The 26,999-nt window shown below is 44.7% G+C and carries 22 protein-coding genes; 7 read left to right on the forward strand and 15 right to left on the reverse strand.

Features of this window, described 5'->3' with window-relative positions; all coding sequences use genetic code 11:
* Window positions 1-3: 3 nt before the first annotated feature.
* Entirely contained in the window at window positions 4-2,289 is a 2,286-nt protein-coding gene (locus UQW94_RS17670) for a DNA internalization-related competence protein ComEC/Rec2 (RefSeq protein ID WP_322142447.1), read from the reverse strand.
* Window positions 2,290-2,297: 8 nt separating this feature from the next.
* Here UQW94_RS17670 and UQW94_RS17675 point away from each other — a divergent pair, with 8 nt between their 5' ends.
* Entirely contained in the window at window positions 2,298-2,807 is a 510-nt protein-coding gene (locus UQW94_RS17675; RefSeq protein WP_005387834.1) for a DUF2062 domain-containing protein, read from the forward strand.
* Window positions 2,808-2,956: 149 nt separating this feature from the next.
* Here UQW94_RS17675 and lolE read toward each other — a convergent pair whose 3' ends face one another.
* Genes lolE through lolC form a run of 3 tightly spaced genes read right to left on the reverse strand, consistent with a single transcriptional unit; the run spans window position 2,957 to window position 6,112 of the window.
* Window positions 2,957-4,201, reverse strand: coding sequence for a lipoprotein-releasing ABC transporter permease subunit LolE (gene lolE / locus UQW94_RS17680; protein WP_322142448.1), 1,245 nt, complete (start codon window positions 4,199-4,201; stop codon window positions 2,957-2,959).
* 2 nt (window positions 4,202-4,203) lie between these two features.
* The gene (gene lolD / locus UQW94_RS17685; RefSeq protein ID WP_005378457.1) at window positions 4,204-4,911 is read right to left on the reverse strand and encodes a lipoprotein-releasing ABC transporter ATP-binding protein LolD; all 708 of its coding nucleotides are present in this window, start codon (window positions 4,909-4,911) and stop codon (window positions 4,204-4,206) included.
* Window positions 4,904-6,112, reverse strand: a complete 1,209-nt coding sequence (lolC, locus tag UQW94_RS17690) for a lipoprotein-releasing ABC transporter permease subunit LolC (RefSeq protein ID WP_322142449.1) — start codon at window positions 6,110-6,112, stop codon at window positions 4,904-4,906. Before lolC ends, lolD begins: the two co-directional genes overlap by 8 nt.
* A gap of 249 nt (window positions 6,113-6,361) precedes the next feature.
* On the opposite strand from lolC, the gene UQW94_RS17695 reads away from it, so the two are divergent.
* The 4 genes from UQW94_RS17695 (at window position 6,362) to UQW94_RS17710 (ending at window position 11,888) form a co-directional block, all read left to right on the forward strand.
* A complete protein-coding gene (locus UQW94_RS17695) occupies window positions 6,362-6,931 on the forward strand; it encodes a hypothetical protein (RefSeq protein WP_017820014.1) in 570 nt (189 codons plus the stop codon).
* 5 nt (window positions 6,932-6,936) lie between these two features.
* Window positions 6,937-10,398, forward strand: a complete 3,462-nt coding sequence (gene mfd / locus UQW94_RS17700; RefSeq protein ID WP_239938931.1) for a transcription-repair coupling factor — start codon at window positions 6,937-6,939, stop codon at window positions 10,396-10,398.
* Window positions 10,399-10,405: 7 nt separating this feature from the next.
* On the forward strand, window positions 10,406-11,179 hold the full coding sequence (locus UQW94_RS17705; protein ID WP_005387825.1) for a peptidoglycan binding protein CsiV: 774 nt from the start codon (window positions 10,406-10,408) through the stop codon (window positions 11,177-11,179).
* Window positions 11,180-11,339: 160 nt separating this feature from the next.
* Complete coding sequence (locus tag UQW94_RS17710; protein ID WP_005387823.1) at window positions 11,340-11,888, forward strand: GNAT family N-acetyltransferase; 549 nt, start codon at window positions 11,340-11,342, stop codon at window positions 11,886-11,888.
* 76 nt (window positions 11,889-11,964) lie between these two features.
* On the opposite strand, the gene UQW94_RS17715 is transcribed toward UQW94_RS17710, so the two are convergent.
* From UQW94_RS17715 to hinT, 7 genes are all read right to left on the reverse strand, one after another.
* A complete protein-coding gene (locus tag UQW94_RS17715) occupies window positions 11,965-13,254 on the reverse strand; it encodes an NAD(P)/FAD-dependent oxidoreductase (RefSeq protein WP_005378463.1) in 1,290 nt (429 codons plus the stop codon).
* Between the two features lie 533 nt (window positions 13,255-13,787).
* Window positions 13,788-14,330, reverse strand: a complete 543-nt coding sequence (ycfP, locus tag UQW94_RS17720) for an alpha/beta hydrolase YcfP (protein ID WP_054729258.1) — start codon at window positions 14,328-14,330, stop codon at window positions 13,788-13,790.
* Between the two features lie 75 nt (window positions 14,331-14,405).
* Window positions 14,406-15,287, reverse strand: coding sequence for a thiamine kinase (thiK, locus tag UQW94_RS17725; protein WP_258509561.1), 882 nt, complete (start codon window positions 15,285-15,287; stop codon window positions 14,406-14,408).
* A gap of 24 nt (window positions 15,288-15,311) precedes the next feature.
* The gene (lpoB, locus tag UQW94_RS17730) at window positions 15,312-15,902 is read right to left on the reverse strand and encodes a penicillin-binding protein activator LpoB (RefSeq protein ID WP_005378467.1); all 591 of its coding nucleotides are present in this window, start codon (window positions 15,900-15,902) and stop codon (window positions 15,312-15,314) included.
* 66 nt (window positions 15,903-15,968) lie between these two features.
* A complete protein-coding gene (locus UQW94_RS17735; RefSeq protein WP_005378469.1) occupies window positions 15,969-16,361 on the reverse strand; it encodes a YcfL family protein in 393 nt (130 codons plus the stop codon).
* The gene (locus tag UQW94_RS17740) at window positions 16,361-17,758 is read right to left on the reverse strand and encodes a COG3014 family protein (protein WP_213903573.1); all 1,398 of its coding nucleotides are present in this window, start codon (window positions 17,756-17,758) and stop codon (window positions 16,361-16,363) included. The genes UQW94_RS17735 and UQW94_RS17740 overlap by 1 nt, the downstream gene beginning before the upstream one ends.
* A gap of 69 nt (window positions 17,759-17,827) precedes the next feature.
* Window positions 17,828-18,178: a purine nucleoside phosphoramidase gene (gene hinT / locus UQW94_RS17745; RefSeq protein ID WP_005378473.1), complete on the reverse strand. Its 351-nt coding sequence runs from the start codon at window positions 18,176-18,178 to the stop codon at window positions 17,828-17,830.
* A gap of 269 nt (window positions 18,179-18,447) precedes the next feature.
* Here hinT and UQW94_RS17750 point away from each other — a divergent pair, with 269 nt between their 5' ends.
* On the forward strand, window positions 18,448-20,439 hold the full coding sequence (locus UQW94_RS17750) for a methyl-accepting chemotaxis protein (protein ID WP_213903574.1): 1,992 nt from the start codon (window positions 18,448-18,450) through the stop codon (window positions 20,437-20,439).
* A gap of 163 nt (window positions 20,440-20,602) precedes the next feature.
* Window positions 20,603-21,763 carry a DUF1887 family protein gene (locus tag UQW94_RS17755; protein ID WP_005378476.1) on the forward strand — a complete coding sequence of 387 codons (1,161 nt, stop codon included), beginning with the start codon at window positions 20,603-20,605 and terminating at the stop codon, window positions 21,761-21,763.
* Between the two features lie 156 nt (window positions 21,764-21,919).
* Here the strand turns inward: UQW94_RS17755 and udp are convergent, their stop codons facing one another.
* The 4 genes from udp to UQW94_RS17775 form a co-directional block, all read right to left on the reverse strand.
* Window positions 21,920-22,678, reverse strand: coding sequence for a uridine phosphorylase (udp, locus tag UQW94_RS17760; RefSeq protein WP_005378479.1), 759 nt, complete (start codon window positions 22,676-22,678; stop codon window positions 21,920-21,922).
* A gap of 314 nt (window positions 22,679-22,992) precedes the next feature.
* Window positions 22,993-25,299, reverse strand: a complete 2,307-nt coding sequence (locus UQW94_RS17765; RefSeq protein WP_322142450.1) for a zinc/cadmium/mercury/lead-transporting ATPase — start codon at window positions 25,297-25,299, stop codon at window positions 22,993-22,995.
* A gap of 172 nt (window positions 25,300-25,471) precedes the next feature.
* Window positions 25,472-25,891: a CBS domain-containing protein gene (locus tag UQW94_RS17770; RefSeq protein ID WP_322142451.1), complete on the reverse strand. Its 420-nt coding sequence runs from the start codon at window positions 25,889-25,891 to the stop codon at window positions 25,472-25,474.
* Between the two features lie 247 nt (window positions 25,892-26,138).
* Window positions 26,139-26,873 carry an RNA methyltransferase gene (locus UQW94_RS17775; protein ID WP_322142452.1) on the reverse strand — a complete coding sequence of 245 codons (735 nt, stop codon included), beginning with the start codon at window positions 26,871-26,873 and terminating at the stop codon, window positions 26,139-26,141.
* Window positions 26,874-26,999 lie beyond the last annotated feature (126 nt).

Genomic DNA, 26,999 nt, shown 5'->3' on the forward strand with positions numbered 1-26,999 from the left:
AACTTACAGACCTAATTCGACATTAGGTCTTTTTATATTAGTTCCGCTACGCAGCATTTGCCTATACCAAGGCTCAAATGTATCGCTACGTTTGGTTTCTGAGCGCCAATTATCACGGTGAATAAAGAAGCTTACCTGACCACCCTCACCAGTATCAAGCCAAGTAACGCCAAGCTTTCGGTATGAAGCAACGACATTTTCCGCTGGCATTCCCCATCGATTGTTTTTTGCTAAAGAAGCAACTGCCACACTCGGGCTCACCGCCTCAATAAATCGAGGATTCGATGAACTTTTACTCCCGTGGTGAGGGACTAGCATCACATCGCTTTGTAACTTTCCGGGTTCTCTAAGCAAAATCCACTCGCTAATGGCCTCAATATCACCAGTAAAAAGCATACTAAAGTTAGAAATAGGGTCAGTAAGTCGTAATACACAGGAGTGCGGATTATACGCACGTTGAACAAGTGCAGGAGGCCAGAGCACTTCCATGTTTAATCCTTGCCATTTCCATTGGTCGCCTCTAGTGCAAGGCTCATATTCGATAAAGAATTGACTACTAAGTTTACGCTGTGGAGAAAAGGCATCTTCAATGAAAAAGCGGCCGCCTGCGTGATCATTATCGGAATGGCTTAGAATCAGTGTATCTATGCTTTCATAACCTCGTTGATGCAAAACCGGAGTGACGACCTGCTCTGCGATACTGCCGCTTTGCCATGCTTTACCAGTGTCATACAGCAACACCTTGTCGTCTTTTTCTACAACCACTGCAAGGCCATGACCTACATCTAATACATCGATACGCCAATGTGGTTCATACTCCGATGCAAGCTTGATACTAATAACGATGCCGAGTAACAAATACCACGCGTACTGAGACATGAACCGTTGAAATATTAAGCAAACCACTATCGCCATAACCAGCATTGTCATTTCCATGCTAATAGGTTGCCAAGAACCTATTGCGTACTGTATTGACGTGCTCAGTGGCTGTAATGACCAGTCCACCAAATGCCACAGAGGCTTCGCTATCATTTCAAGAAACAAAGATGAGAACAGGGCTAGGAACATCAAAGGTACAACGATAAATCCAAACCAAGGAATAAATACCAAGTTGTAGGCTATTGAGGACAAACTAAAACCGGAAAAGAAATGGCCACTAACAGGTACGATTAAAGCGCTCAACATCAATTGAGTAAGCAATACCGCTTTTAATTTCGTTTTCCAACCTCCCCTTTGATGTCGAATCAAATTAATTGCGAACAATACCGCACAAACGGAGAGGTATGATAACCAAAAGCTCATACTGTAGGATGCAAAAGGTTGGACAAGCAGTTGTAGAGATACTGCAAGCAAAAGAACTCGCCAAGAAGTCCAGTGCACCAGAGTATACTTCAGGAGAACGTAAACAACGCATACCGACACTGCTCGCGTAGTAGGCAGAGAGAAATCCGCTAACCAAGCGTAGGCAACAGCGAAGATCAGCCCATATAAGCTAGGTAACAACTGGTATTGGGGTAATAGATAACGAACGGTACCGCCCACGACTAGCCCAAAAGTAAACGCCATACCAATATGTAAACCAGAAATGGAGACCAAATGCAGTAAACCACTGTCCCTGAGCGCTTGCCAATCCTCTTTAGACAGCCAAGAACGGTCAGCAAAAACTAACGCACTTATTAACGAGAAATGATGAAGGGAAGACACATCATCAGCGACATCGGCAATAATGGATTGACGCAGAGATACATTAGAACGAACAATCCACTTAGCGTCTTTGTTAACAACCGCTCGGGCGATAGTATTTTTACCCATCGCGTGCTTTTCAGCATCAAAGCCAGCTTCGTTGCGTAGACCTGTAATCGGCTTTAACGAAATGGATGTCGTAAACTCACTGTTAACATCGAGTGGAAAAGGCGTAATAAGACGGATTTTAGGTTTAAGAAAAGGTAACAGAGTTTGAGAATTTACCGCTTCTATCGCGACAATACCTTCATAACCGTGACTTATTTGCGTAAAAGGGCTGTCAACTTTACCAATTATGGTAATATTCTCCCCTGCTTGAAAAAGGGCTTGTCTCTGAGACTCCAATACATTGCCGTGGACGATGACAACCATAAAGCCCGCAATTGCGCCTATGCTAATTAAGCCACGACGTAATTTGATTATTGAGCCAGTGGTTATTATTCCCAGCAGCAACCAACGCCAATCTGGTATTGTCGGCCACCAAGCCGACGAGATTACGCTCGCTACAAATAACGCCAAGGTCCAACTTTTTTCTGAGAGAGTCATGCTGTCCTATGCCTAGAAAGCTGATAAAACGCTTCATGCCAGATCATGAATTGATCAAACGCCAAAAAGCATTGAAGGTCTTCGGCAATGTGTTGTACAACCCGAACTTGTGGTGCTTAAACCGCCGCTCGGCATCAGGGGCTTTTGCTGTCGGGTTATTTATGGCTTTTGTTCCGCTGCCGAGCCAAATGATCATGGCCGCTGGTTTGGCCATTATGTTGGGTGTCAATCTGCCCCTCTCCGTCGCTTTGGTATGGATCAGCAATCCTATCACTATGCCTGTGCTATTTTACTTTGCGTACAAGCTAGGTGCTCTAGTGATGCGTCTTCCCCCACAACCTTTTCACTTTGAACTATCGTGGGAATTCATCATGCAGCAAATGAGTACCATTGGACCTCCATTTCTATTGGGCTGCGCAATTTGTGGGGTTGTATCCGCGATTATTGGCTACTTCGGAATTCGAGGGCTTTGGCGCTACTCAGTGGTACGGAGCTGGCAAAAACGCAAAATAAGATAAGACCTTACTGCGTAAAAATCAGCATTTGAGCTATCAGTTGAGGGGCATCTAACAGTTAGAATGAAACGCGATGTTACTCAAGTCGGATAAATACAAAAAAGGACCGAATTCGGTCCTTTTTTGTTTTTCGCATATTGTAAAACAATCAGCTATTTAGAACTCAGTACAGCCGCCGGATTCAACCTTGCGGCACGAGAAGCAGGATACCACGTCGCAAGTAAACTAAGCACTATCGCCGTCACTGACACCAATGCCACATCTGGCCAGTGTAGTTGTGATGGTAAGAAGTCGACGAAGTAAATATCGCCCGATAAAAACTGATGACCAATTAAGCTCTCTAACCCTTTAACTAACGGAGTCAGGTTTAACGCCACTAAGACACCGATAACACTGCCGACGAGACTGCCAAATACACCAGAGAATACACCTTGCCAAACAAAGATCCGTTTGATTAGGCTATCTTTTGCTCCCATTGTTCGCAAAATTGCGATTTCCGCCGCTCGGTCTTTCACTGCCATCATCAACGTAGACACAATATTAAAACATGCCACGCCAATCACCAGTACCATCACCAAGTACATAATGGTGCGCACGAGCTGAATATCGCGATACAAAAAACCAAACTTTTGCTGCCAGCTTTTCAAATACACATAAACATCAATCATGCTACCAACCTCGCGAACAATAGAAGGCGCATTGAGAACATCGTCAGTTTTTAGTGAAATGCCAGTGACCCCTTCCCCTAATCTCGCGTATTGCTGAGCATCCGCTAATGGTACTAACGCTAGAGAGTGGTCGATTTGGCCATTCAATGTTAAGAACCCTGACACCTTCACGCGCACTCGCTTAGGAGCCTGCACTTTATTTGCACCGCCTGTTTGCGGAATCATCAACGTAACGTAATCCCCCACGGCGACATTTAGCTCGTTTGCTACACCTCGTCCTAAGATCACTTGCTGCTGACCGGCATAAAAGTTTTGCCAAGCTTCTTGGTCAATAAAATTCGATAAGCTCGACACCGCTTGCTCGAAAGTAGGCTCTACACCACGAACTTCTATCGCTTTTAGCTTACTGCCTTTTTCTGCCAAGCCCGTAAAACGAACGTACGGTGCTGCCGCAACAACATGTTCATGTTTTAGAGCTTGATTCATCGTTTTGGTGTAGTCATGAAATGGTCCATTAACACCTTCTAACTCGCCGTGTGGGATCACAGACAACACACGCGATTGCAGCTCGCGCTCAAAGCCATTCATTGCAGACAAACCGATAATGATCACAGCAACGCCAACCGCAATACCAATAGTCGAAGAAAGCGATATGAAAGACACCATCTTGTTGCGCTTTTTCGCTCGACTGAAGCGACCACCAATCATCAAAGCTAAAGAGGTAAACAAAACTAGCCCTCCGCAGATGCTGTATCAGTCACAAAACGATCTACGAGCAAACCATCTTGCATGTGCATTTGACGATCCATTTTTGCTGCCAGCTCTTTGTCATGCGTGACAACCAAAAATGCAATGTTTGACTCTTTATTGAGCTCGCGCATCAAATCATAGATAGACAGTGCCGTATTGTGATCTAAGTTCCCTGTAGGTTCATCAGCCAAGACCAGATCAGGCTTATTCACCAATGCACGCGCAATCGCAACACGCTGACGCTCTCCGCCCGATAACTCGGAGGGTCTATGTTGCATCCGATGACTCAAACCAACTTTATCTAACAGCGCTTTAGCCGCCTGTTTTGCATCCGCTACTTTAGCACCGCCAATCATCAGTGGCATCGCCACATTTTCAAGCGCAGTAAAGTCAGCCAACAAGTGATGAAACTGGTATACAAAACCAAGGTGCTTGTTGCGTAATGCCGCCTGTTTGTTCGAGCTCAAAGCTGATAGGTTTTGCCCTAGAAAATCAACTTCACCATGAGTTGCGTCATCTAACGCACCTAAAATATGCAATAAGGTACTTTTTCCCGAACCAGAAGAGCCAACAATAGAAACCAACTCCCCTTTGTCGATATCGAAACTTACGCCTTTCAACACTTCCGTATCTAACGAACCCTCTCGGTAGACTTTACGAATATCACGACATTCTAATAGCTTATTCATAGCGAAGTGCCTCAGCAGGTTTAACAGAAGATGCTCGATAAGAAGGATAAAGCGTAGCAGCAAGGCTAAGAGCAATCGCCAACACCACCACTAAAAGAATTTGTAGTGAATCAATCAAGATAGGGAGATGACCACCAAAGCTGAACAGCGCCACACCAGCAGATTCAAGAATCGCATTTAGATTAAGTGACAAGATCACGCCCGCAGCACCACCAACAATCGCGCCAATTACACCACTGCTTGCACCTTGCACCATGAAAATGGTCATCACTTGAGATTGATTCATGCCTTGAGTTTTCAATATTGCGACTTCTGATTGCTTCTCCATTACTACCATGATTAAAGCGGAGATAATATTGAATGCAGCGACACCCACAATTAGACCTAGCATAAGTCCCATCATGTTCTTTTCCATTTTCACCGCTTGGAAAAGCTCACCACGCTGTTCGCGCCAATCACTCCATTGCCACCCATCAGGCATGGGTTGGTCAGCAAAATCCGTCACCATAAATGGGTCAGAGAAAAAGACACGCCAACCAGAAACCGTGTCTTTAGGGAAACGCATCAGCTTAGATGCATCCGTCATGTTCACAATCATTAATTGACCATCAACGTCCGATCCCGTATTGAAAATGCCTGAGACAGTAAAGTTTCGCTGGCTAGGAATACGACCAAGTGGGGTAAACTGCGTCGCGTTGGTCACCATCAAGCGCACTTTATCCCCGATTGAGACCTTTAGTGAACGCGCCAAACTGTGACCCAAAAATACATTGTAGTCACCTGCTTGAAGTGACGATAATCGTCCGGCAATCAAATGGTTGCTAATCGGATCGCCTTTCTTAGGTTCAATACCGATGAGGTAACCAGCCGTCAGCTGTGCAGAACTCTGAATAACAGCCTCTCCTCTAACGATAGGTTCCGGCTGGGATTCACTCGACATCGCTTGAACAAATGGAGGGGCAGACTCGGTCATCGGCGTTTTTCCATCGTGTTGCGAAACAACGGCATGAGGTAGCACACCTAAAATGCGTTCTTTTAACTGCGATTCAAACCCGTTCATCACAGAAAGAACCGTCACCAACGCCATTACACCGATCGTAATACCCGCCGTCGACATATAAGAAACAAATCGGCTGAACCTATCTCCAGAGCGTCCCCGAAGATACCTTAAGCCAATAAACAATGAGATAGGATGATACATATAAGACAAACCAACTGGTTGTTTTGATATAAAGCTTTAGCGGATTATCTTACCTTACTCTTCTCATTAAGAAGACAAGAGAATCGCTAAATTTGTCAACGACATGCAATAAGTCTGTATTTAGGGCAAAAAGTTCAAGGACAAATCGGCTAAACTTGATAACTTCATTCAGTTAGCGATAATCAGTGCCCTATTTCTCTTTGTTTGTTGAGTGAACAGGGAGCGCTCACTGGCAAAAGGATCGACTATATGACAGAGCAAGAATACTTTACCGTCCATCATAACCTCACCATCAACGTCGAAACGTTGAGTGAGGACTTTGCTTTGCCAGATGAAGAAACATTTGTCTCCGAAATTCCAGCACCATTTATTGTCGCCAGTGAATTTAGTCACTTAGATATGTTGGCAGACAACGCGCGTCTAGAGCTGAAAAACAAAGAGTTAAAGCATGTGATCAACTTGCTTGATACGCAAAACGCGAAACTTAACCTCTTGTTGAGCTTTATGCTTTCACAACAAGATGACGCCTCCATTCGCTATCAAACGACGCAGTTTGGTGCTAGTCAACTCAGTTTCCGCTCAGGTACAGCGTTAACTACTCAACAACTCGTTCGTGTTAAACTGTTCCTCGATCACCCTGCTGCGGCGATTTACTGTTACGCTCAAGTAGAAGAATGTGATGCTTCAGAGCAAGATTTCATTATCACGCTTAGATACAAGATGCTCCGAGAATCTGATCAAGATTTACTGATAAAGGCGGCACTGTATCAACAACAAAAACTTTTACGTCAGCGCTCGATGGAGCGAGATAAAAAATAATTCCTATGACAAAAGCAACGATTCTTTCCGTCACCAACCCTTCAGAGCGTGGCGACAAAAAACAGCTAGGTAATTTGCCGGGCGCAGCTCTACCTCTAGCCATTGCAGAGCTAGCCAAGCAGCATTCGAGTCACTCGCTACTCGTTGTGCCTGACCCGCAAATCGCTTTAAAGCTTCAGGCAGAGATTGAGCAATTCACCGACCAAACGGTAAGCCTATTCCCCGACTGGGAAACGCTGCCTTACGATAACTTTTCTCCGCATCAAGAAATCATCTCTGAACGTATCGCACGCCTATACCAACTGCCAAGTCAACGTGATGGCATAACCATCGTCCCGGTCAGTACAGTATTGCAACGCCAATCGCCACGTGATTTTTTGTTGCAACACACTTTAATGGTGAAAACTGGTGATCGAATCTCGCTAAAGAAGTTACGTGTACAACTTGAAAATTCAGGCTACCGCCATGTAGATCAAGTATTTGGGCCAGGTGAATATGCAAGTCGTGGGTCTATTCTGGATCTCTTTCCTATGGGCAGCAATGACCCGTACCGCATCGACTTCTTTGATGATGAAATAGATACCATTCGCACGTTTGATCCAGAGAACCAACGCTCTATCGACGATATTCAGCAAATCCAATTGCTGCCTGCACATGAGTTCCCAACCACTAAAGAAGCGATTGAAGATTTCCGTACACGTTGGCGCACCCAGTTCGACGCACGCCGCGAGCCTGAATCAATCTACATGCAAGTGACCAAAGGCACGTGGCCCGCTGGTATTGAGTATTGGCAGCCGCTGTTTTTTGACCATACCGAGACTTTATTTGAATATTTGCCAGAAGACTCTCAAGTCATCACATATGGTGATATCGAATCTGCGGTCGATACTTTCTTAACCGATGTCGAATATCGATACGACCAGAAAAAAGTTGATCCGCTGCGTCCTCTTTTGACTCCTGAACAGCTTTGGTTGAAAAAAGACGAACTTTTCAGTCAACTAAAACAGCTCCCTATCGCTCAATTGAGCCTAGATAAAGTGGTTAAGCGTGCCGGTCGTCAAAACCTACCCGTACAATCGTTAGCCGAGCTTGGCGTTCAGCAACAAAATAAAGAGCCGCTCTCGCGCCTTCGTCAGTTTAGTGAGCAATTCAGCGGAAAAATCGTTTTCTCGGTAGAGTCAGAAGGTCGTCGTGAAGCACTAACGGAGCTGTTGCAAGGCATCAAAGTTCGGCCAGTCGTACATGGCTCACTTTACCAAGCTCTAGACTCGGGTGATCGATTCAGCTTGATCTTAGGCGCAGCAGAGCATGGTTTCATTCACGAAGAGCTGAACTTCGCTCTGATCTGTGAAAGTGATCTACTCGGTGACCGCGTTATCCAGCGACGCCGCAAAGATAAAAAAGCCGTCAACAGTGACACCGTTATTCGCCATCTTGCGGAACTAAAACCCGGTCAACCTGTGGTTCATATTGATCACGGTATTGGCCGCTACATCGGTTTACAAACACTTGAAGCCGGTGGTATGAAAACGGAATACGTCACCCTTGAGTATCAAAACGATGCCAAGCTCTACGTGCCAGTTTCATCACTGAATCTTATCAGCCGTTATTCTGGCGGCGCTGAAGAGAGTGCGCCACTGCATAAATTAGGTGGTGAAGCGTGGGCAAAAGCACGTCGTAAAGCGGCAGAAAAAGTGCGTGATGTCGCGGCAGAATTGCTGGATGTGTATGCTAAACGAGAATTAAAACCTGGCTTCAAATTTGAGCTAGATCGTGGGCAATACGCAACATTTAAAGCAACATTCCCGTTTGAAGAAACAGATGACCAAGCGATGGCCATCAATGCCGTCTTGTCAGACATGTGCCAGGCAAAAGCGATGGATCGCTTAGTGTGTGGTGACGTGGGCTTTGGTAAAACGGAAGTCGCTATGCGCGCAGCATTTGTCGCAACGGATAACAGTAAACAGGTCGCCGTACTCGTACCAACAACCTTGCTTGCTCAGCAGCATTTCGAAAACTTCCGTGACCGTTTTGCCAACTTACCAATCCGAGTTGAAGTACTGTCTCGTTTTAAATCTGCCAAAGAACAAAAAGTCATTCTGCAAGACGTTGCCGATGGTAAAGTAGACATTGTCGTTGGTACGCATAAGCTGCTTTCGAGCGACATTAAATTCAAAGATTTAGGTTTGTTGATCGTTGATGAGGAACACCGCTTCGGGGTTCGTCAAAAAGAAAAAGTCAAAGCAATGCGTGCGGATGTGGACATTCTTACCCTCACCGCAACACCAATTCCACGCACACTGAATATGGCAATGAGTGGCATGCGAGACCTGTCGATCATCGCGACACCTCCTGCACGCCGTTTAGCCATTAAAACCTTTGTTCGACAAAAAGAAGAGCCAGTGCTCCGTGAAGCGGTACTGCGTGAAATTATGCGTGGTGGTCAGGTTTACTTCCTGCACAATCAGGTTGAAACCATTGAAAAAACGGCAGAAGACTTACAGAAACTCATCCCAGAGGCACGCATTACCGTGGCTCATGGTCAAATGCGCGAGCGCGAACTTGAGCGAATCATGAATGACTTCTACCATCAGCGCTTTAATGTGTTGGTGTGTACAACCATCATCGAAACCGGTATCGACGTACCAACGGCAAATACCATAATCATGGATCGTGCGGACAATCTTGGCTTGGCGCAGTTGCATCAATTGCGTGGCCGTGTTGGACGTTCGCACCATCAGGCCTATGCTTACTTATTAACGCCACATCCAAAAGCCATGACCAAAGATGCCATCAAGCGTCTTGATGCGATTGCTTCACTGGAAGACTTAGGTGCTGGCTTTACGTTAGCAACCCACGATTTAGAAATCCGTGGTGCTGGTGAGCTGCTTGGTGATGAGCAAAGTGGGCAAATTCAATCCGTTGGTTTTACACTTTATATGGAAATGCTGGAACAAGCAGTGCAAGCATTAAAAGAAGGCAAGGAGCCATCTTTGGATGAGCTGCTTCGTGAGCAAACTGAAGTGGAAATGCGAATTCCAGCGCTCTTACCAGATGATTACATTCCGGATGTAAACACACGACTGTCGATGTACAAACGCATTGCGAGTGTCACAAGCAGTGATGAACTATCAGAGCTAAAAGTGGAACTGATTGATCGCTTTGGTCTGCTTCCAGACGCAACAAAGAACTTACTTGCCGTCTCAGAATTGAAAATTTCGGCTGGTAGTTTAAAAGCGAAAAAGATAGAAGCCCATGATAAAGGTGGATTTATCGAGTTTTACCCTGATGCTGACATAAATCCAGCGTATTTAGTTAAACTGCTGCAATCACAGCCGCAAAAATTTGCAATGGAAGGTCCAACTAAGTTCAAGTTTAGCGTACCATTGGTGGACCGACGTAAACGCATTCAGTTTGTTCAAGACTTACTGAATGATTTTAAACAGAATTTATTACCAACGAGCTAATAGTCGAATGAGAATACTGATCCCGTTATTGCTTCTATGTGTCTCAATGCCCTCTTGGGCACAGCGCCAATTTGATATTGAAGTGATCATTTTCAAGCGAGCAGTCGACGCTGAAAGCACAACAGAATCTTGGCCGAATCAACTGCCAAAAATCGATATGGAAAATGTCGGTAGCCTAGAGAGTGAATCCTACCGCCGCTCTAAAGGCGTGACGCTTTTGCCAAGTTCTTCTTTCCGTCTCAACGCGCAAGAAGCGGCACTAAATAATCATGCCGGCTTTAAAGTGCTTAAACACGTAGCCTGGCGTCAAGGTGACCGAGGTAAATCTAGCGCCCCAATTTTCCGCATCGTTGGCGGGCGAGATTTCTCTGATTCTTATCAAGCAGATGGCCGCCCAATAAATGGCAATAGTAATCAAACATTTTCCAGTGACGGTTACAGTGAAGAGACGGTCAATGGTCCTTTATATGAGCTAGATGGTCGATTCCAAATATACGTACAGCATTACCTCTTCGCCGAAACAACACTAGATCTCCGCGAACCAAGTGTTAGAGAGGTGCGTTTTGAACCAACCTCAACTGAGCAATTGGCGGATGACTTAGGTGAAGTCGATGGTAACGTCCAAGTCGGTAACTTGGCAGAAATATCGCCGACAGTAACCGAAGAGAAATTCCTGAAGAGTTATCGAATGGATCAAAAACGTCGTATGCGTAGCAGCGAGACTCATTACCTAGATAACCCGTTGATGGGTATGATCATTCAAGTTCGTCGGGTTCGATAAGCACGAGCGGTTCGACAAAGCGCAGCAAAGCTGCGCTTTGTTTTTATCTGCTATACCTCAGTTATTCCTAACCAACGCAGAGCAAGGAAAATAGCTGCGTTCAAGTATAAATAGACAGCTTTCAATTTACTTACACTCAACATGGAAGTCGTATTAGTTCATGAGTCCAGACTTTGAAATCATTGCGCCCCGCTTAGCGCTCAAGCTCATCCCTGCTGAAGAAGCACATTCACTACAACGATTACTTGCAGAATCCCCTTCGCTGCACCAATGGCTTGACTGGTGTGATAAAAACGTCACATTGAAAACCGCGCAGGACTTTCTGTTGGCAACCCGTCTTAACTGGGTCAAAACTGAGGCTTTTGGTTTCGGTATCTATGAGCGGCAAAGTAACACTTTGGTTGGAATGGCAGCGGTTAATGAGTTATATCATACGTTTAATATGGCGAGTATTGGTTACTGGGTTGCCGACCGCTATCAACGGCAAGGCTATGCCCAAGAAGCCGTTAAAGCCTTAGCAGAATTCTGCTTCGCAAAGCTAAGTTTAACTCGACTAGAGATTGTTTGTGACCCCGACAACGAAGCTAGCCAAGCCTTAATTGAGTCCGTCGGTGCACAAAAAGAAGCCATCGCCAGAAACCGGTTTATTTTTCAGGGTAAGCCTAAAGATGGCGTTGTGTTCTCACTTTTACCGACAGATCTAACATAAACAAAAAGCCACCGACTTGCGGTGGCTTCTGCATTTTTTAAGATACAACACATCCACACAGAGTGGATTTAAAACCTTAGTGCAGCTTAAGGTTTGGACGCAGCACGCGATTAATGCGGCCGACGAGCATCATCAGACCGGTTTTGAATACACCGTGCAACGCCATTAGGTGCATGCGATACAACGAGATGTAAACGACACGAGCAATACGGCCTTCTACCATCATCGACCCTTTAGTTAGGTTCCCCATCAGACTACCAACGGTTGAGAAGCGACTTAGAGACACTAATGAACCGTGATCTTTATATACGTAGTCTTTCAACTCGCGCCCGTTGATCTTCGCGACGATGTTACTAAATGCCTGGCTTGCCATTTGGTGTGCAGCTTGAGCGCGTGGCGGCACGAACGAACCGTCAGACTGGGTACATTGTGCTAAGTCACCAATAACAAAGATGTCATCATCTCGTGTTGTCTGTAGTGTGTTTTTCACTACAAGCTGATTGATACGGTTCGTTTCTAAGCCAGCGATATCTTTAATAAAGTCTGGAGCTTTGATACCTGCAGCCCAAACCATGATTTGAGCTGGGATCTTCTCACCATCTTTTGTAGTAAGGCCATCTTTTTCAGCTTTAGTCACCATAGTGGCGGTGCGCACGTTTACGCCCAACTTCACCAACTCTTGATGAGCAGCAGAAGAAATACGTGGAGGTAACGCTGGTAAAATACGCTCACCTGCTTCAATCAGATTGACGTTCAACTTGCTAGAGTCAAGATCACCGAAGCCATAAGTGCGCAGCTCTTTAACAGCATTATGTAACTCCGCTGATAGTTCAACGCCAGTTGCACCAGCACCAACAATCGCAATATCGACCGTACCGTTACCGTTTTTCGCGTGCAGCTTTAGGAACTCGTTGTTCATTTCTGTACGGAAACGGTGTGCTTGCTCAGGGCTGTCTAGGAAAATACAGTTTTCACGAACGCCAGGCGTGTTGAAGTCGTTTGATGTCGAGCCAATCGCCATCACTAGAATGTCGTATTCTAGCTCACGGCTTGGCATAAGAAGTTCACCGTGTTCGTCTTTAAGCTCACTTAAGATGATCACTTTACGTTCACGGTCGATGTCTTGAAGACTACCCATTTGGAAGTCGAAGCTGTGGTTTTTTGCATGAGCTCGATAGCTCAGTGCATCTACTCCTTCGTCCAAAGAACCTGTAGCAACCTCATGCAATAATGGCTTCCACAAGTGGCTCGCTTTTCGATCGACTAGCGTAATTTGCGCACGGTTTTTGCGACCTAGAGTTCGACCAAGCTTAGTTGCCAACTCAAGACCACCTGCACCGCCGCCTACAACGATAATGCGTGTCACAATGATTTTCCTCTACAAAAATGAATATATGGGGTTCAGCTCGATGCATGACTCACAAACATTTGTGGCATCCATCCAACCGATGAATTCTTGGTTCTTAGAGGTGTCTCAATTACTTGGATTAAAAAACTGCCACTCACCTTGAATCTTTATCTATCAATGACTTGTCAGGGTTTGGCATGTTTATCTGGTACGCATACGACGCCAGAATTTTTTGGGCAAGTTTATTACTCGCTCTCAATTTTTTTTGATATTTATCAAATTATTTTAGTCCGGTTCATTATATAGAGACCAACTTTGAAGGCAACCAAAATCCGTGTAACGAGTACGGATTGACTACTTTTCGACTACTCTACAACAAGGTGTTCGTGCTACATAGGAGGGAAGTAAGAAAACGGTAAGGAGAACACAATATTCAAAGCGTTAAACCAAGAAAATGTGCCTTTCAAAGAGACAGTGGCTCGGCATACTCAAGAGAAGGAATCGCAGCAAAGCAGCCGATAAAAACGCCGCTTTACTGTCTACACTCAACATTAATAAGTATTTTTAAATACCTTTATCGCTTGTAAATGATGAGAGATTTTTTTGAACTTATGAGACTGAGTTTCATCCCAAATGATTTGATAGTGTTTTCCTAACTCAGCTGCCGTTTTCGAATTGTCATGCACTTCATCATCTTTAGAGAGAATCACTAAGCAGTGCGCTTGATTTTTCGCTCGAAACTGATCAACACATTTTGTTGCGATATCTTCGTACTCTTCTGGGCGATCGATTCGACCAGCCATCGTTTTTTCTGGGTGCAAGTTCGGGTTGAACATCACTTGTTTGATACCGCATAGAAAACCAATTCGCTCAGACCAGTAACCACCTAAACCAACCCCACAGATTAACGGGTTTGGGTCATCAGATTGATCGATAACTTTAGACACTTCTTTTAACAAGTGTTGCATGTCGTGCTTTGGGTGAAGGGTGCTGTAATTGATAAAACGAACGTCGTCGTCGATAAATTGCAGTTGAAGAACTTTTTCGTGGTTACCCGGGCTTGTACTGTCAAAGCCGTGTAAGTAAATAATCATGTGTACCTCTCCCTGTGTGTATCTGGTACTTTTATTAAAACTACCACTATTTCCTTACTGTTAAAGGGGAAAATATCACGAGTTCTCAAAACAGTGATCTTCCATACACAATGAGCCTTTCAACTCATACGCACTGTTTAAGTATTGTTCATCTCCCCACAATTTATAGGCAAGTAGATACCAGAGCATCGCCATCACCAAGGTTCTTGGTTGCCAAGCTTTTACACCTCTCAGCCAAAGAGACACATCTTCGACACCTCGAATTTGGCAATACTGCTTTACCGCTTCTTCCACAGGCGAATTCGCGACCTGAATAGTTAAGGTCAAATCAAGCCTAGGGTCAGCAATCCCGGCATACTCCCAATCAATGACTTTCACCCCACTCTCTCCTCGCACTAGGTTGTAACACCCCAGATCGAAGTGACATAGTGCCAGCGGAACAGGTGCAACGTTCGGTTCCGTGCGCCACTTCATGTACAAAGCCTCAAACTCCGTCCCCACATACTGACCATCAAGCTCAAGCCAATAATGATCGATGCGAGAAATATATGAAAATGGAACCAAAGGAATTGCGCTTATCGGATATTGATGAATCTTCGCCGCAATGGATAATAAATCGCTTAGTGCTAAGCCTGACTCCGTCAGAGCCTCTCCTTCTATCCATTCCACCAGCAACCCTTGCTCATGAATAAAAACTGGCTTGGGGCCAATTTCCAATGAAGAGACTGCATTCAGCACTTGATATTCACTGTGACGAGAAATTGAAAAAGCCTTGCAGACATGACTGGTCGGTCGCCAGATGTATGCAAGGCCTTGAGAAGATTCCAACCGCCAACAACGGTTGGTGAGCCCCCCGGTAACAGTTTGTACTTTTACCGGAGGCTCCGTAAAGAAGCCATCGAGAGCGTTAAGACTCGGATCTAACTGTTTTGCTTGTTGCCAAGAAAACCATGCCATTGATGACTTCTCCACCCTGTTCGATTAAAGACCGAATAGGCTCTTAGATTGCGCTTTACGAATTTCAGTTTCATCCGCCCACTCAATCAAACCTGTTTCTAGGTCCATTAGGCGCATGGTCATCTTGTAGTATACATCTTTATCGCTACCTGCATTTTTCACAATGCTAGATAGGTTGCCGTAAAGCATGTATTGAGCACCAACCATTTTACCAAATTGGATCGCTGTGCTTTGGTTAACAAGCTCATCCGTGTTTTGGAAGTTAAGTTGTTCACGCACAGACTCAACACGATCCATATCAACAAAGCGGAACTTACCTGAGTTCAACATCTTAGTAGAGATCGTGTCGGTAATGGATTCAGTGTCAATATGTTCACTGGTTTTGTTCTTAATTCGCTCAACAAAAACGATAGGACGTTGGTCACGAGTAATTGCTGCTACAGAGCCCGACATCATCATGCTATCCACCATTTCAGCCGCGATTTTTTGTAAATCTGTTGAGCCAAAATCGATAGTCGTGGTTTCTGTTGCTTGCGCATCGCCGTAAGAGACTTTGTTAGAACAGCCACCTAAAATGACGGCAAGACCTAAAAGAGCAATAATACTTTTTTTCATGAGAGTTCCTTAGTTTTTCAATACCAGCGCATCGTTAGCGCGGCAGCTTCGGCAGAGCCGTTAAGATTAATCGTCTTGTGCTTCTCTAATTTGCACACGGAATTTTGTGCCATTTGGATTCACAGTAACTTCAGATAACGTGACTTGCTCAAATCCTCGCACAATCATTTTTCGCCACGGACCAGGTTTGGTATTCACTTCTAAACCATTGTTGTCATACCAATAAAATCGGTAAAGAATGTGCTGATCACCTTTGTAATTGCTACTCAGCTGCACGACTCCTCGTGGGCGATCATCAACGTAAGTGGTGGTGATGTTGTCAACTAATAAGCGACTACCTAAAACGTTATCATTAAAAAATACTTTTTGCGTTTGGCCATCAATTCGAATACCAGCCGTGTTTTCGGCGCATCCAACTAAACCAATAGCCATTGCTAAACAAACAAGCCATGCTTTCATTACAGTCTCCCTAGCTGTTTATGCCACACGGTTGAGTGTGCTCCCTGACGAGATACCCATACCAATGTAGTCTGCTGTGCAGGCACTTCAAACTGATAGGTTTGATCACCCAAGTTTAAACTTTGTGTTCCCGGTTTCACGATTTTTGAAGCCGTTTTCACTTGCGCTGGCAATGTTTGCCAACTTCTCGTATCTGGCTGTTCGGTCAATGTGTTCCATACATTGAAAAGTATGTTGCCCACATCATCGCCTTTTTTCGCCGCCTCTTTTCGGATTCGATCTTTTGCCCAAACACGAAGAGCTTGACGGATCACTATTGTAGTAAGACGTTCATTAAGATCGTTTTGCGCCATCGCATTAACATCAACCAGCGTACTGGAAGATAATACCTGACCATTTAAAACAACATCGCTAAAACGTTGAGCACCTCGGTTCTGATAATAAGGAAGCGCCAACGAATAAATCGCGCCATTATCGCGACTGTCGTAAATCGGTAAATCAATACGCCACCCTTTCATCGCCTCAACAACACCCTGCTCATCAATAACGATGACTCGCCCTTGTGACTGAGTTAATCCAGAAGGTGCTTTGCCATACCGCTTCTCTAGCATGCGCAAGTCTTCACGCATGCCTAACTTCTTAGCAGCGTATAAGGTGCTTTCTACAACTTGCTTGTTGTCTGGCATTACAGCGAGTGCTCGTCGGTAATCAACATAAGCACTGTTTAAGTCTCGCGACGCTTCATATAACAAGCCAGAAAGATAGAACAGATAACCATTTTGTACCGCGCTTAGTTTTTTACCAGCATCAGGGTAGTTCGCTAATACACTGCCTAAATTGGCAGACATGCCTTGCTTGTTAAGGTCTTTCTCTGCTGCTTTTAGCTCTTTTTCACGCGCATTTCTTGCCGCTTCCTGAACTTGATTAGCTCGACGCACTTCAACTAGTGCTCCTTCTAAATCGTTTTTCTGTAAGTAATTTAGTCCTAGATACAGGTGCAAAAAGCCAAGTTCGTAATCGGCGGGATGATAATCTTGGAGATTGTCGTTCACTGCGAGAGAGCCGACGCTCGTTGCCGTGTCTGACACAGATATCGTCGCTCGATCTTGTTGAACACGTACGGCACGATCGCTGCTTTCTAGCGCATTCAAACTTGTTGGGTAATCTTCAGCAAGAAAAGAGATGCGACCTTTTTCAAAATTGCCAAGTATCTCGCCACCCACTTCACTTGATTGAAGTTGTTTTGCTTTGGCATATTCCCCTGCAACAACGGCTTGATAAACTTCTTGATTCTGGTTGCTGTAATGACTAAACAGATTGCCCGCAGATAAATTCGCGCAGCCAGAGGCCATTAAAGCCCAGCTCATCAGCCCTAACAGCTTTACACCTAGTTTCACATTTATCTCCACAAATGTGTCATTCGACAGGAAAAAGAAGTGGGTGAATCGCCACCCACTTTTAAAAGCTTAGCTCAATACCATTGGACCTAGAGGGCGGCCGCCTAGTAGGTGCATGTGAATATGGTAAACCTCTTGGCCACCATGTGGATTACAATTAACGATCAGGCGATAGCCGTCTTCAGCAATACCTTCTTCTTTCGCCAACTTTCTAGCAACAGTGAACAAACGCCCCATCATTGCTTCATCTTCAGCTTCTACATCATTCGTTGTTGGGATCAGTTTATTCGGAATAATGAGAATATGGCTTGGTGTGCGAGGGTTAATGTCGCGAAACGCAGTCACCAAATCATCTTGATAAAGGATATCGGCAGGGATTTCCTTGCGAATAATTTTACTAAAGATCGTTTCTTCCGCCATGAGGACTCCATTTTATAAACGTAATTAGACCCCAATTAGTATGCGCCAACCAAAAGCGGAGCTCAATAAAAACAGTGTTCACTTAACATTATTAATCAAATGCTAATTAACGAAGCTTTTTTTGTCGTGTGCGTCATAAAATGCGCATCACAAACTGAATACAATCCAATGAATTTTGTTACTTTTTTAAGACAATTATTATTTTTATACCCAAGTAAATTCAAAAATACTTGGGTAGCTTGTCTATTTTTGGGAGAGGAAGCTCACTTATGCGAGGTTCAGTTATTAAAAGGATGTATGCCGGCTTTGCACTGATCATCATCCTATTTGCCGTCACAATTGCCATTATGATGGGAGGAATGAGTGATATTCACGGAAAATTTAGCACGGTTTCTAAATCATCCCTACCGTTGGTATCGTTATCTAATCAAACCAGTGTTGAGCTGCTTTCTGCCGACAAATCATTTAAAGACTTCCTGACGACAGAGAATAAACAACGCATGGATGAAATGCGTCAGGAATTTGCTAGATCTCAACAGCGCTTCGAATCCACATTGGCTCAACTGAAAACCGCAAGCCAAATCTACCCTTCTCTTGCCGAACCGTTTTCACAGTTAAAAACGTTAGAGCAGAGCTATTTTACAGAAGCTCTAGAGGCCATGGACAACTACGAAGCAATGTTTGCGGCTCAAGAAGAAGTGCAAAAATCCTCACGCCGCTTCCAAAAACTGAATACCGAACTTTCGGTTGGTCTTAAAGAATATGTGGCAGATCAAACCAGCATTTCTGTCAAAGTCATGGCAAAGAGCTACTTTATCAAGTTAAAAGATGCCGAAGTAATTACCTCTGATGCCCTCGCCAGTTCCAACCCTGAGTTTGTTACGCAAGCCGTAGCTAAAAACCGCAAAGCAGTAACGCACTTGAATTACGCATTCCGCGGGTTGGTGACTCAGCTTCCTGAGCTAGAAAAAGCTTTTGGCGAATCTGTGGAGCAATTTACTCGTGACGTTGGTATGCGTGGCGGTGTGCTAGACCAACATAATAATTACCTCAATGCTCGCGCCGCTTTGTATAACAATATCGCCAACCTAGCAAATAAAGTGGATTCAACCATGGCGATTCTTGAGCAATTCACGACAACCGCAACAGATAAGCTCAATGAATCATTGGCAGACGCAGGTGACATATATTCGGCAGGTGTAACGAAAGCCATCATCATTGGCGTTATTGTCGTTTTACTCGCGACAGCGATTGGCTACCACATCGCACAAAGCGTTCGCGAACCGTTGACTCGTATTCTAAAAGTGTTAGAAAGCCTGACTGAAGGAGATATGACACAGCGTATCGACATTCGCTATAACAACGAATTCAGCCGTGTGAGTGGACACATTAACTCACTCGCCGACAACCTTCACGAGATCTTGGTGAAACTCAACGAAGCGTCAGAAAACCTATCGTCAACCGCGACAACCAACGAACGCACCTCTTCGCAAGCACAAATTAAATTGAGCTCTCAACGCGAACAAACAGCAAACGTCGCTACCGCGATGACAGAAATGTCTCATTCAGTGCAGGAAGTCGCGCAAAGTGCGCAAGGCTCGTTAGAAATGGTGCAACGCGTCGAATCTGCCTCTGAAGAAGGTAGAAATGTTATGAGCAGTAATATCTCAACCATTAATCAACTAGAAACACGTTTGAACGAATCGGTCTCCGCTGTTTCTGAGCTACAAAAGATGAGTGGCCAAATTGGGTCTATCCTTGATGTGATCCGCAACATTGCGGAGCAAACCAACCTACTGGCATTGAACGCGGCAATTGAAGCGGCTCGCGCTGGTGAACAAGGTCGCGGCTTCGCGGTAGTGGCAGATGAAGTACGAGTACTCGCATCAAGAACGACTCAATCAACCACTGAAATTGAATCCATGATCAGTAATCTGCAATCTAGCTCACAATCAGCAAACCAAGTCATACAAAGCTGTATGAGCGATATGGAGATGTCGGTTGAGCAAGCGTCAAAAGCGAACAGCTCAATGGAAGAGATCCAGGCGCTAATCATTGAGATCAGCCAAATGAGTACGCACATTTCACAAGCAGCAGCAGAGCAAAGTGAAACATCAACAGACATTGCTCGCAGTATTGAAGATATCAACAGCATCGCCGATGAAAGTTTCCAAGCCATGTCGAGTATCGCACAAACCAGTGAGTCACTGACCCACTTGGCTCATCAGCAAAATGAATTGGTCCACCGCTTTAAGTTATAAATACTTTATAATTAAGAGCATTAATTAGTGCAATCAACTGTATAAGGGCGACTTTTTGTTAAGTCGCCCTTGTTTTTTGTCGGCCATGTCTACATATGATTAATAAGGCCAGCTCATCCCCTTGCACAACTCTTTTCGAGCGGCCTCATAAAAAGGAAAATCTATGGCTGTTCATGTTGGTATTATCGACCAAGACCCAGTGAGATTGGTCACTCCTCTATTAGATAATCGTACGCTAAGCACACATATCGTCTTCATCGGAGACAAGAGCCAGTTAGATATATTTGACCGACTGAGTGCCGTTTTAGATCAACGAGAAATTACTTCTGAATTTTTTGAAATTCCATCCGCTGTTAATACATCTCTGATCAAACAAGCAATTCAAAAACTGGCAAAAGACCTCCATGAACGCGGCGAAGATGTAAAATTGAACGCGAGCTGTGGTCTTCGTCATCGCTTGTTGTCGGTGTACGAAGTTTTCCGTACCTATCGCTGGCCAATTTTTGTGGTAGAGCCTAGTAGCGATAAGCTTTGTTGGTTATACCCTGATGGCAAAGAAGATACCCAAGTCGAAGATCACATTACGATTGCAGATTACCTCACTATCTTTGGTGCACGCGGCGAGTTTCACCACGTTGATTTACCACCTCTTCTTGATAAAAAATTGTATGAACTTGGTGAACGATGGGCCTCAAATGCGCTTGAGCTTGGGCCAGGTCTAGCAACACTTAACTACCTTGCAACCACATGCCGCAAAGAACAAAAGCTTGATGTCGAGCTCTCCGAAAAACAGCAGGGCTACCGTGAGCTCAACATGTTGCTTTCAGATTTAGTAGAAGCAGAAATCGCCACCTACGAGAATGGCGTTTTAACGTTTGCAGATGAAGATGCTCGACGCTTTTCAAACGGTGAGTGGTTAGAGACTTTGGTTCACAGCACCGTGAAGCAAATCCAAGACACCATGCCGACGATCCAAGATCGATCGTTAAATGTTCAGGTTTATCGCAAACTTGGTGAAAGTGAAGTACGCAATGAGTTAGATGTCGCAACAGTTGTAAACAACAAGCTGCACATCATCGAGTGCAAAACCAAAGGCATGAGAGATGACGGCGACGATACTTTATATAAGTTAGAATCGCTTCGCGATCTATTAGGTGGCTTACAAGCGCGCGCAATGTTGGTGAGCTTCCGTCCTCTTCGTCACAATGACATTACTCGTGCTGAAGACTTAGGGCTAGCCCTGATTGGCCCTGATGAGCTTAAAGATTTAAGAACGCACTTAACGGCTTGGTTTAAAGACGCGGGCGGTTCAGACGAGATATAGTGCCATTAAGAAAAGCTAAAATTCACAACGATAAAAAGCAGCATTAATGCTGCTTTTTTATACCTAAATTTTAGCTGTACGCATTTCTATAAGTAGAAAAAAACCAGAGGTTAGCCTCTGGTTTTTTCTGTTTGTTTAAATGCCAACTATAGCGGCTTAAAGCATTTTACGCGCTGCTTCTACAACCACTTTAATTGAACGCGCTTCCGTTTCTTTCAGAGTTGAATGATCTGGAATCTCTTTTTGTGTACGGTTGATGATAACACCAGCCACACAACCCGCTTTTAAACCAGAGCTCGCACACATTGTTAGCAGTGTTGCAGACTCCATCTCGAAGTTAAGTACGCCCATGTCTTGCCATTCTTGCATAGAGCCTTGGAAACGCTTAACAACACGACCAGAGAACGTATCGTAACGTTCTTGACCAGGGTAGAACGTGTCGCTTGATGCAGTCACACCCATGTGAACTGTAGCGCCAGACTCTTCTACCGCTGCTTTCATTGCGGTTGCTACTTCAAAGTCAGCAACTGCTGGGAATTCCATAGGAGCAAAGTGTAGGCTCGCACCGTCAAGACGAACTGACCCCGTCGTTACGATCATGTCACCCACGTTTACATGCGGTTGAATTGCACCCGTTGTACCAACACGTAGGAAAGTACGAACACCAAGCTGTGCCAATTCCTCAACTGCGATAGAGGTAGAAGGACCACCAATACCTGTAGAACAAACCACAACAGGTTTACCGTCTAGCTCTGCACGGTATAGCGTGTATTCACGATGGCTTGCTAGAAATACTGGATTTTCCATTTGTTCTGCGATTTTTTGAACACGCGCTGGGTCACCAGGAATGATCGCTAGAGTCGCACCATTAAGATCAGCTTCAGTAACACCTAAATGGAATACAGCTTGAGACATAAGTCGCTCCTTATTGTGGCTTATTTTATGAACAATAAGCTCATTAATCAGTTATTGGGTACAGATGCACTGTAGCGAACCTTTCACCAACATAGAGTGATCACAATCACAATGACAAAATGTAATGAAAATGAAATTTCAAACAAAACTGGTATTGATCACACTTTAAGGGGCGTTAGATCATTTTGTTGCATAGCAATGCGTGATTTCAAGGACGAGAAAAACGTCCGATCGCATCAGGTTAATACGGTTAAAAAAAGCCCGATACACGAATGCCTCGGGCTATTAATGAGTGGGATCAATGGTTAGGTCAGTTATTTGATCTGCTTGGACTCAAAACGAAGTAATCTCAACGCATTCAATGTCACCAGTGCTGTTGCACCACTGTCGGCTAATACAGCAACCCACAACCCAGTTACACCAAGTAAACTTGTCACTAAGAATACACCTTTCAAACCTAGCGCTAACGCGACATTCTGACGAATGTTACTTAGCGTCGCACGCGACAGTTCTATCATGGCAGGTAGCTCAATCAAACGGTTGTGTGTTAACGCCGCATCAGCAGTCTCGAGCGCAACATCCGTACCGCCTCCCATCGCAATGCCGATACTCGAAGCTTTCATGGCTGGAGCATCATTGATACCGTCTCCCACCATCGCAACGGTATGTTGTTGTGATAGCTTCTCGACGTAATGCACCTTGTCTGCAGGTAACAAACTCGCTTTATAATCCAAGCCTATTCTATTTGCCATTGCTTCTGCACTTCTCGGGTTGTCACCCGTTAGCATCACCGACGTGACCCCAAGTTCCTTCAACATTACGATGGCTTGCTGGGCATCTGAGCGCAATGTATCTTGCCATGCGATCACGCCAATGACCTCGTCATCGAAACGCACAATGACAACCGTTTTACCTTGTTGTTCCAACGTAACCACTTGCTCTTTGGCTTCTTGAGAAAGTGGAAAGTCTGCCTTTGAAGGCGTGACCACTTGGACCATTTTTCCATCGACGTAACCAGTGACACCAGAGCCTATTTGCGCGGTTTTATCCAACGCTTCAGGAATAGTAAGCCCCTGCTCTTGCACTTTGGTAACTAAAGAAACTGCTAGAGGATGACTTGAGCCAACCTCGATTGACGCAGTTAGGCTAAGTAACTTGTCTTCATCCATATCAAAAGCAAAGACGTCGGTCACTTCTGGTTTACCTTGCGTCAGTGTCCCAGTTTTATCAAATGCGACAGACTCAACCTTGCCAAGCAACTCAAGCGCCGCTCCACCTTTGATCAATGCGCCCCGCTTAGCAGCTGCCGCCAAGCCAGAAGTGATCGCCGCAGGCGTTGAAATTACTAATGCACATGGACAAGCAATCAACAGCAGGGCAAGTCCTCGATAGATCCACGTCTCCCACGGTTGAGCAAATAGTAATGGCGGCGTAACGATAACCACCAGAGACACCAACATCATTAGTGGCGTATACCAACGGCTAAATTTATCAAGAAAGCGTTCTAATGGTGCCTTACGGGATTCTGCTTCTTCAATCAAATGAAGAATTCGGTCTATCGCATTCTCGCCCTGACGGGAAGTCACCTGTAAACGAACCACTTTATCGACAACCACAGCCCCGGCCATCACTTTGCCACCGGTTTGATGCTCAACGGGAACAGATTCTCCCGTTAACGCACTTTCGTCAAAACTCGCAAGCGCATCTTGCAAAACACCGTCGGCAGGCAAACGACCTCCGGGTGCGACTTCTATGATATCCCCTGGTTTAAGCTGAGCAGCTGGTACTTCTTTACGTTCACCATCAATTATTAAAATTGAACTTTCTGGGACTAAGTCCATTAACGCCTGGACACCGCTTCGCGCGCGAGATGATGCATATGCTTCTAACTTTTCACCAATAAGGAAAAGCAATAACACCATTGCGGCTTCGGCGGTTTCACCTAAATATAAAGCGCCGAGCGCCGCTACACTCATTAACGTTTCAATCGCAAAAGGCGTACCGCTACGCGCCAACTTAAATGCTTTGAGCGCGATTGGGTATAAACCAAGTAAACACGTCAAAGTGAATAACCAAGCGCTTATTTGAGGGTCGATCTTAGAAATTACTGCCGCAGTAGCCATTGCACCAGCAATCGAGAGAATTTGGATGTTGTCTCTTATGACGCCAAGCCAGCCTTTCTTTGTAGTGCTTGGTTTTGGAGCATCCAGTGAAGAGAGCGGGAAACCCGTTTTTTGGGCTGTCTGCTCTATCGTAGCTATCAGCTCTAGACCATCAAAATCGACGACCAGTTTTTCTGTTGCAAACAAAACCTTGGCTTGGCTGACGCCTTGTAAAGACGTAATGACTTTCTCAAGCTTTTGCGCACAAGATGGGCAATCCATACCTGACACAAGCCAAGCGTTCCGAACGGAGGAATTACTCTCCCTTGTGGGATCGTCTTCCTCGCCTGTGTCAACGCTGCAGCCTCCTCCACTACAGCAAGAGCTTTCAGAAACATCAACACTGGCCTGAGAGATATTGAGCGAAGATTTTACTGGCGCACAGCATGACTCGCTTGCACCAAGCGGCACCGCAGTTTTGATTTTGCTAGATTGGCAACCTTGATGTTTTGTACACATAATTTTTTCCTTATTGGTATCGGTGATTTACCTATTGCTAAGGATAAACCTTAGAGTAAGCTCCAAGGTCAAGATAAATTTGTACAGTTCGGCGATAGAAAATAAAAAAGACGCCGAAGCGTCTTTCCAAACCAGTTTAAAAGCAATATTCCGTAAAGTTTAAACAGAGAGGTTAAACGGGATGCTTAAAGCACTCATTTAATGTCATTCCTATGGCACGCAGCACGTCTCTTCTTGTGATAACACCAACCAACTTACCTTTGCTATCCACCACTGGATACATTTTCGGCTTTCCAACTTTCATCATGTCAGCCAGTTCAATTACTGACATTTCTGGAGAAACAGATAAGACATCATCATGCATACACTCTTGTACCGTATGTGTATCTTGGCAGTGATAACTTGCTTTCACCAACTTATCTAATAAGTCTTGCTCCGATAAAAACCCAACCACTTTTTCATTTTCATCAATGACAGGGCCACCTAGTGTGACACTTTGCATTACTTTGTTTAAAGCTGCCGAAAGTGACATATCTTTCGTGAAAGTCACCGCTTGCAACGTCATGTAATCTTTTACTTTTAATGAATGCATTCTTATCTCCTTAAGGGCATTTTATTGCGGCCTTTAGATAAGTGTCGCCTAATTTCCTGATTTTACTAAATGGAAAGGAGTAATTTTATTTATAGGCACAGCCTATTGAACTAAAACAAAATTAACTCACCGAACAACATTCACTGTATTTCGTTAAACGCAAGATTCAGCCAGGCTGATTTTTCTAGGCAATAAATACAACAAAGCCAGTCAAATTGACTGGCTTTGTTATTAAGTAATTGTTGCGTTAGCTATGTTGGCGGCGCATGTTGTCTAAAATAATGCCAGTCGCCATCGCGACATTCAGTGATTCGGCACCGCCAAACGCCGGAATCGTGATTTTATCTGTCACGAATTTTGCTGCGGCTTCGCGCACACCATGAGATTCGCTGCCCATCAACAAAATACCTTCAGCAGCGAAATCCGTTTTATGAACGCTCTCTCCTTCCAAAAACGCGCCATATACTGGCAATTTGGCGTGTTCCAAGTAACTTGGCAAATCCACCAAACTCACTTGTACGCGGCCAAAGCTGCCCATGGTCGCACTGATCGTTTTAGGATTATAAGGATCAGCACAATCTGTACTCGCAATAATGTGCTTGATGCCATACCAGTCTGCAACACGAATAATCGTACCTAGATTACCAGGGTCGGATACACCATCTAGCGCAATCATCAAGCCTTTCGCTTGAGGCTCTTTTACACTCGGAATTTCAACCACAGCAATGGCCGCATTATTGCTCACAAGCGTGCTCGCTTTGGTCAATTCATCAAGCGATGCTTCAACACAATCAAAACGATTTAGCGTACCAGCATTTTGTTCGAGAAATGCCGCTGTTGCAAAAACCTGCTTCACCTTCAATGAACAACTTGCTAGCTCTAGTACGTTCTTTTCACCCTGAACTAGGAATAAGCCATGCGCTTTACGCTGTTTCTTTTGACCTAAAGCACGAAGCAGTTTTAATTGGTTTTTTGAAATCATTAAAGTATCCCAGGTGAAAATGGTTATTCGGCGAGCGTACCCTAAACAATCTTCACGACAGTTCGGTATCAAGCGGATGAGATTATAAATTATACCTAAATAACCTCAAGAAGCTTGATCATCAGA

This window comes from Vibrio sp. PBL-C16 (genome assembly GCF_034321865.1).
In the GTDB taxonomy this organism is placed as follows: domain Bacteria; phylum Pseudomonadota; class Gammaproteobacteria; order Enterobacterales; family Vibrionaceae; genus Vibrio; species Vibrio alginolyticus.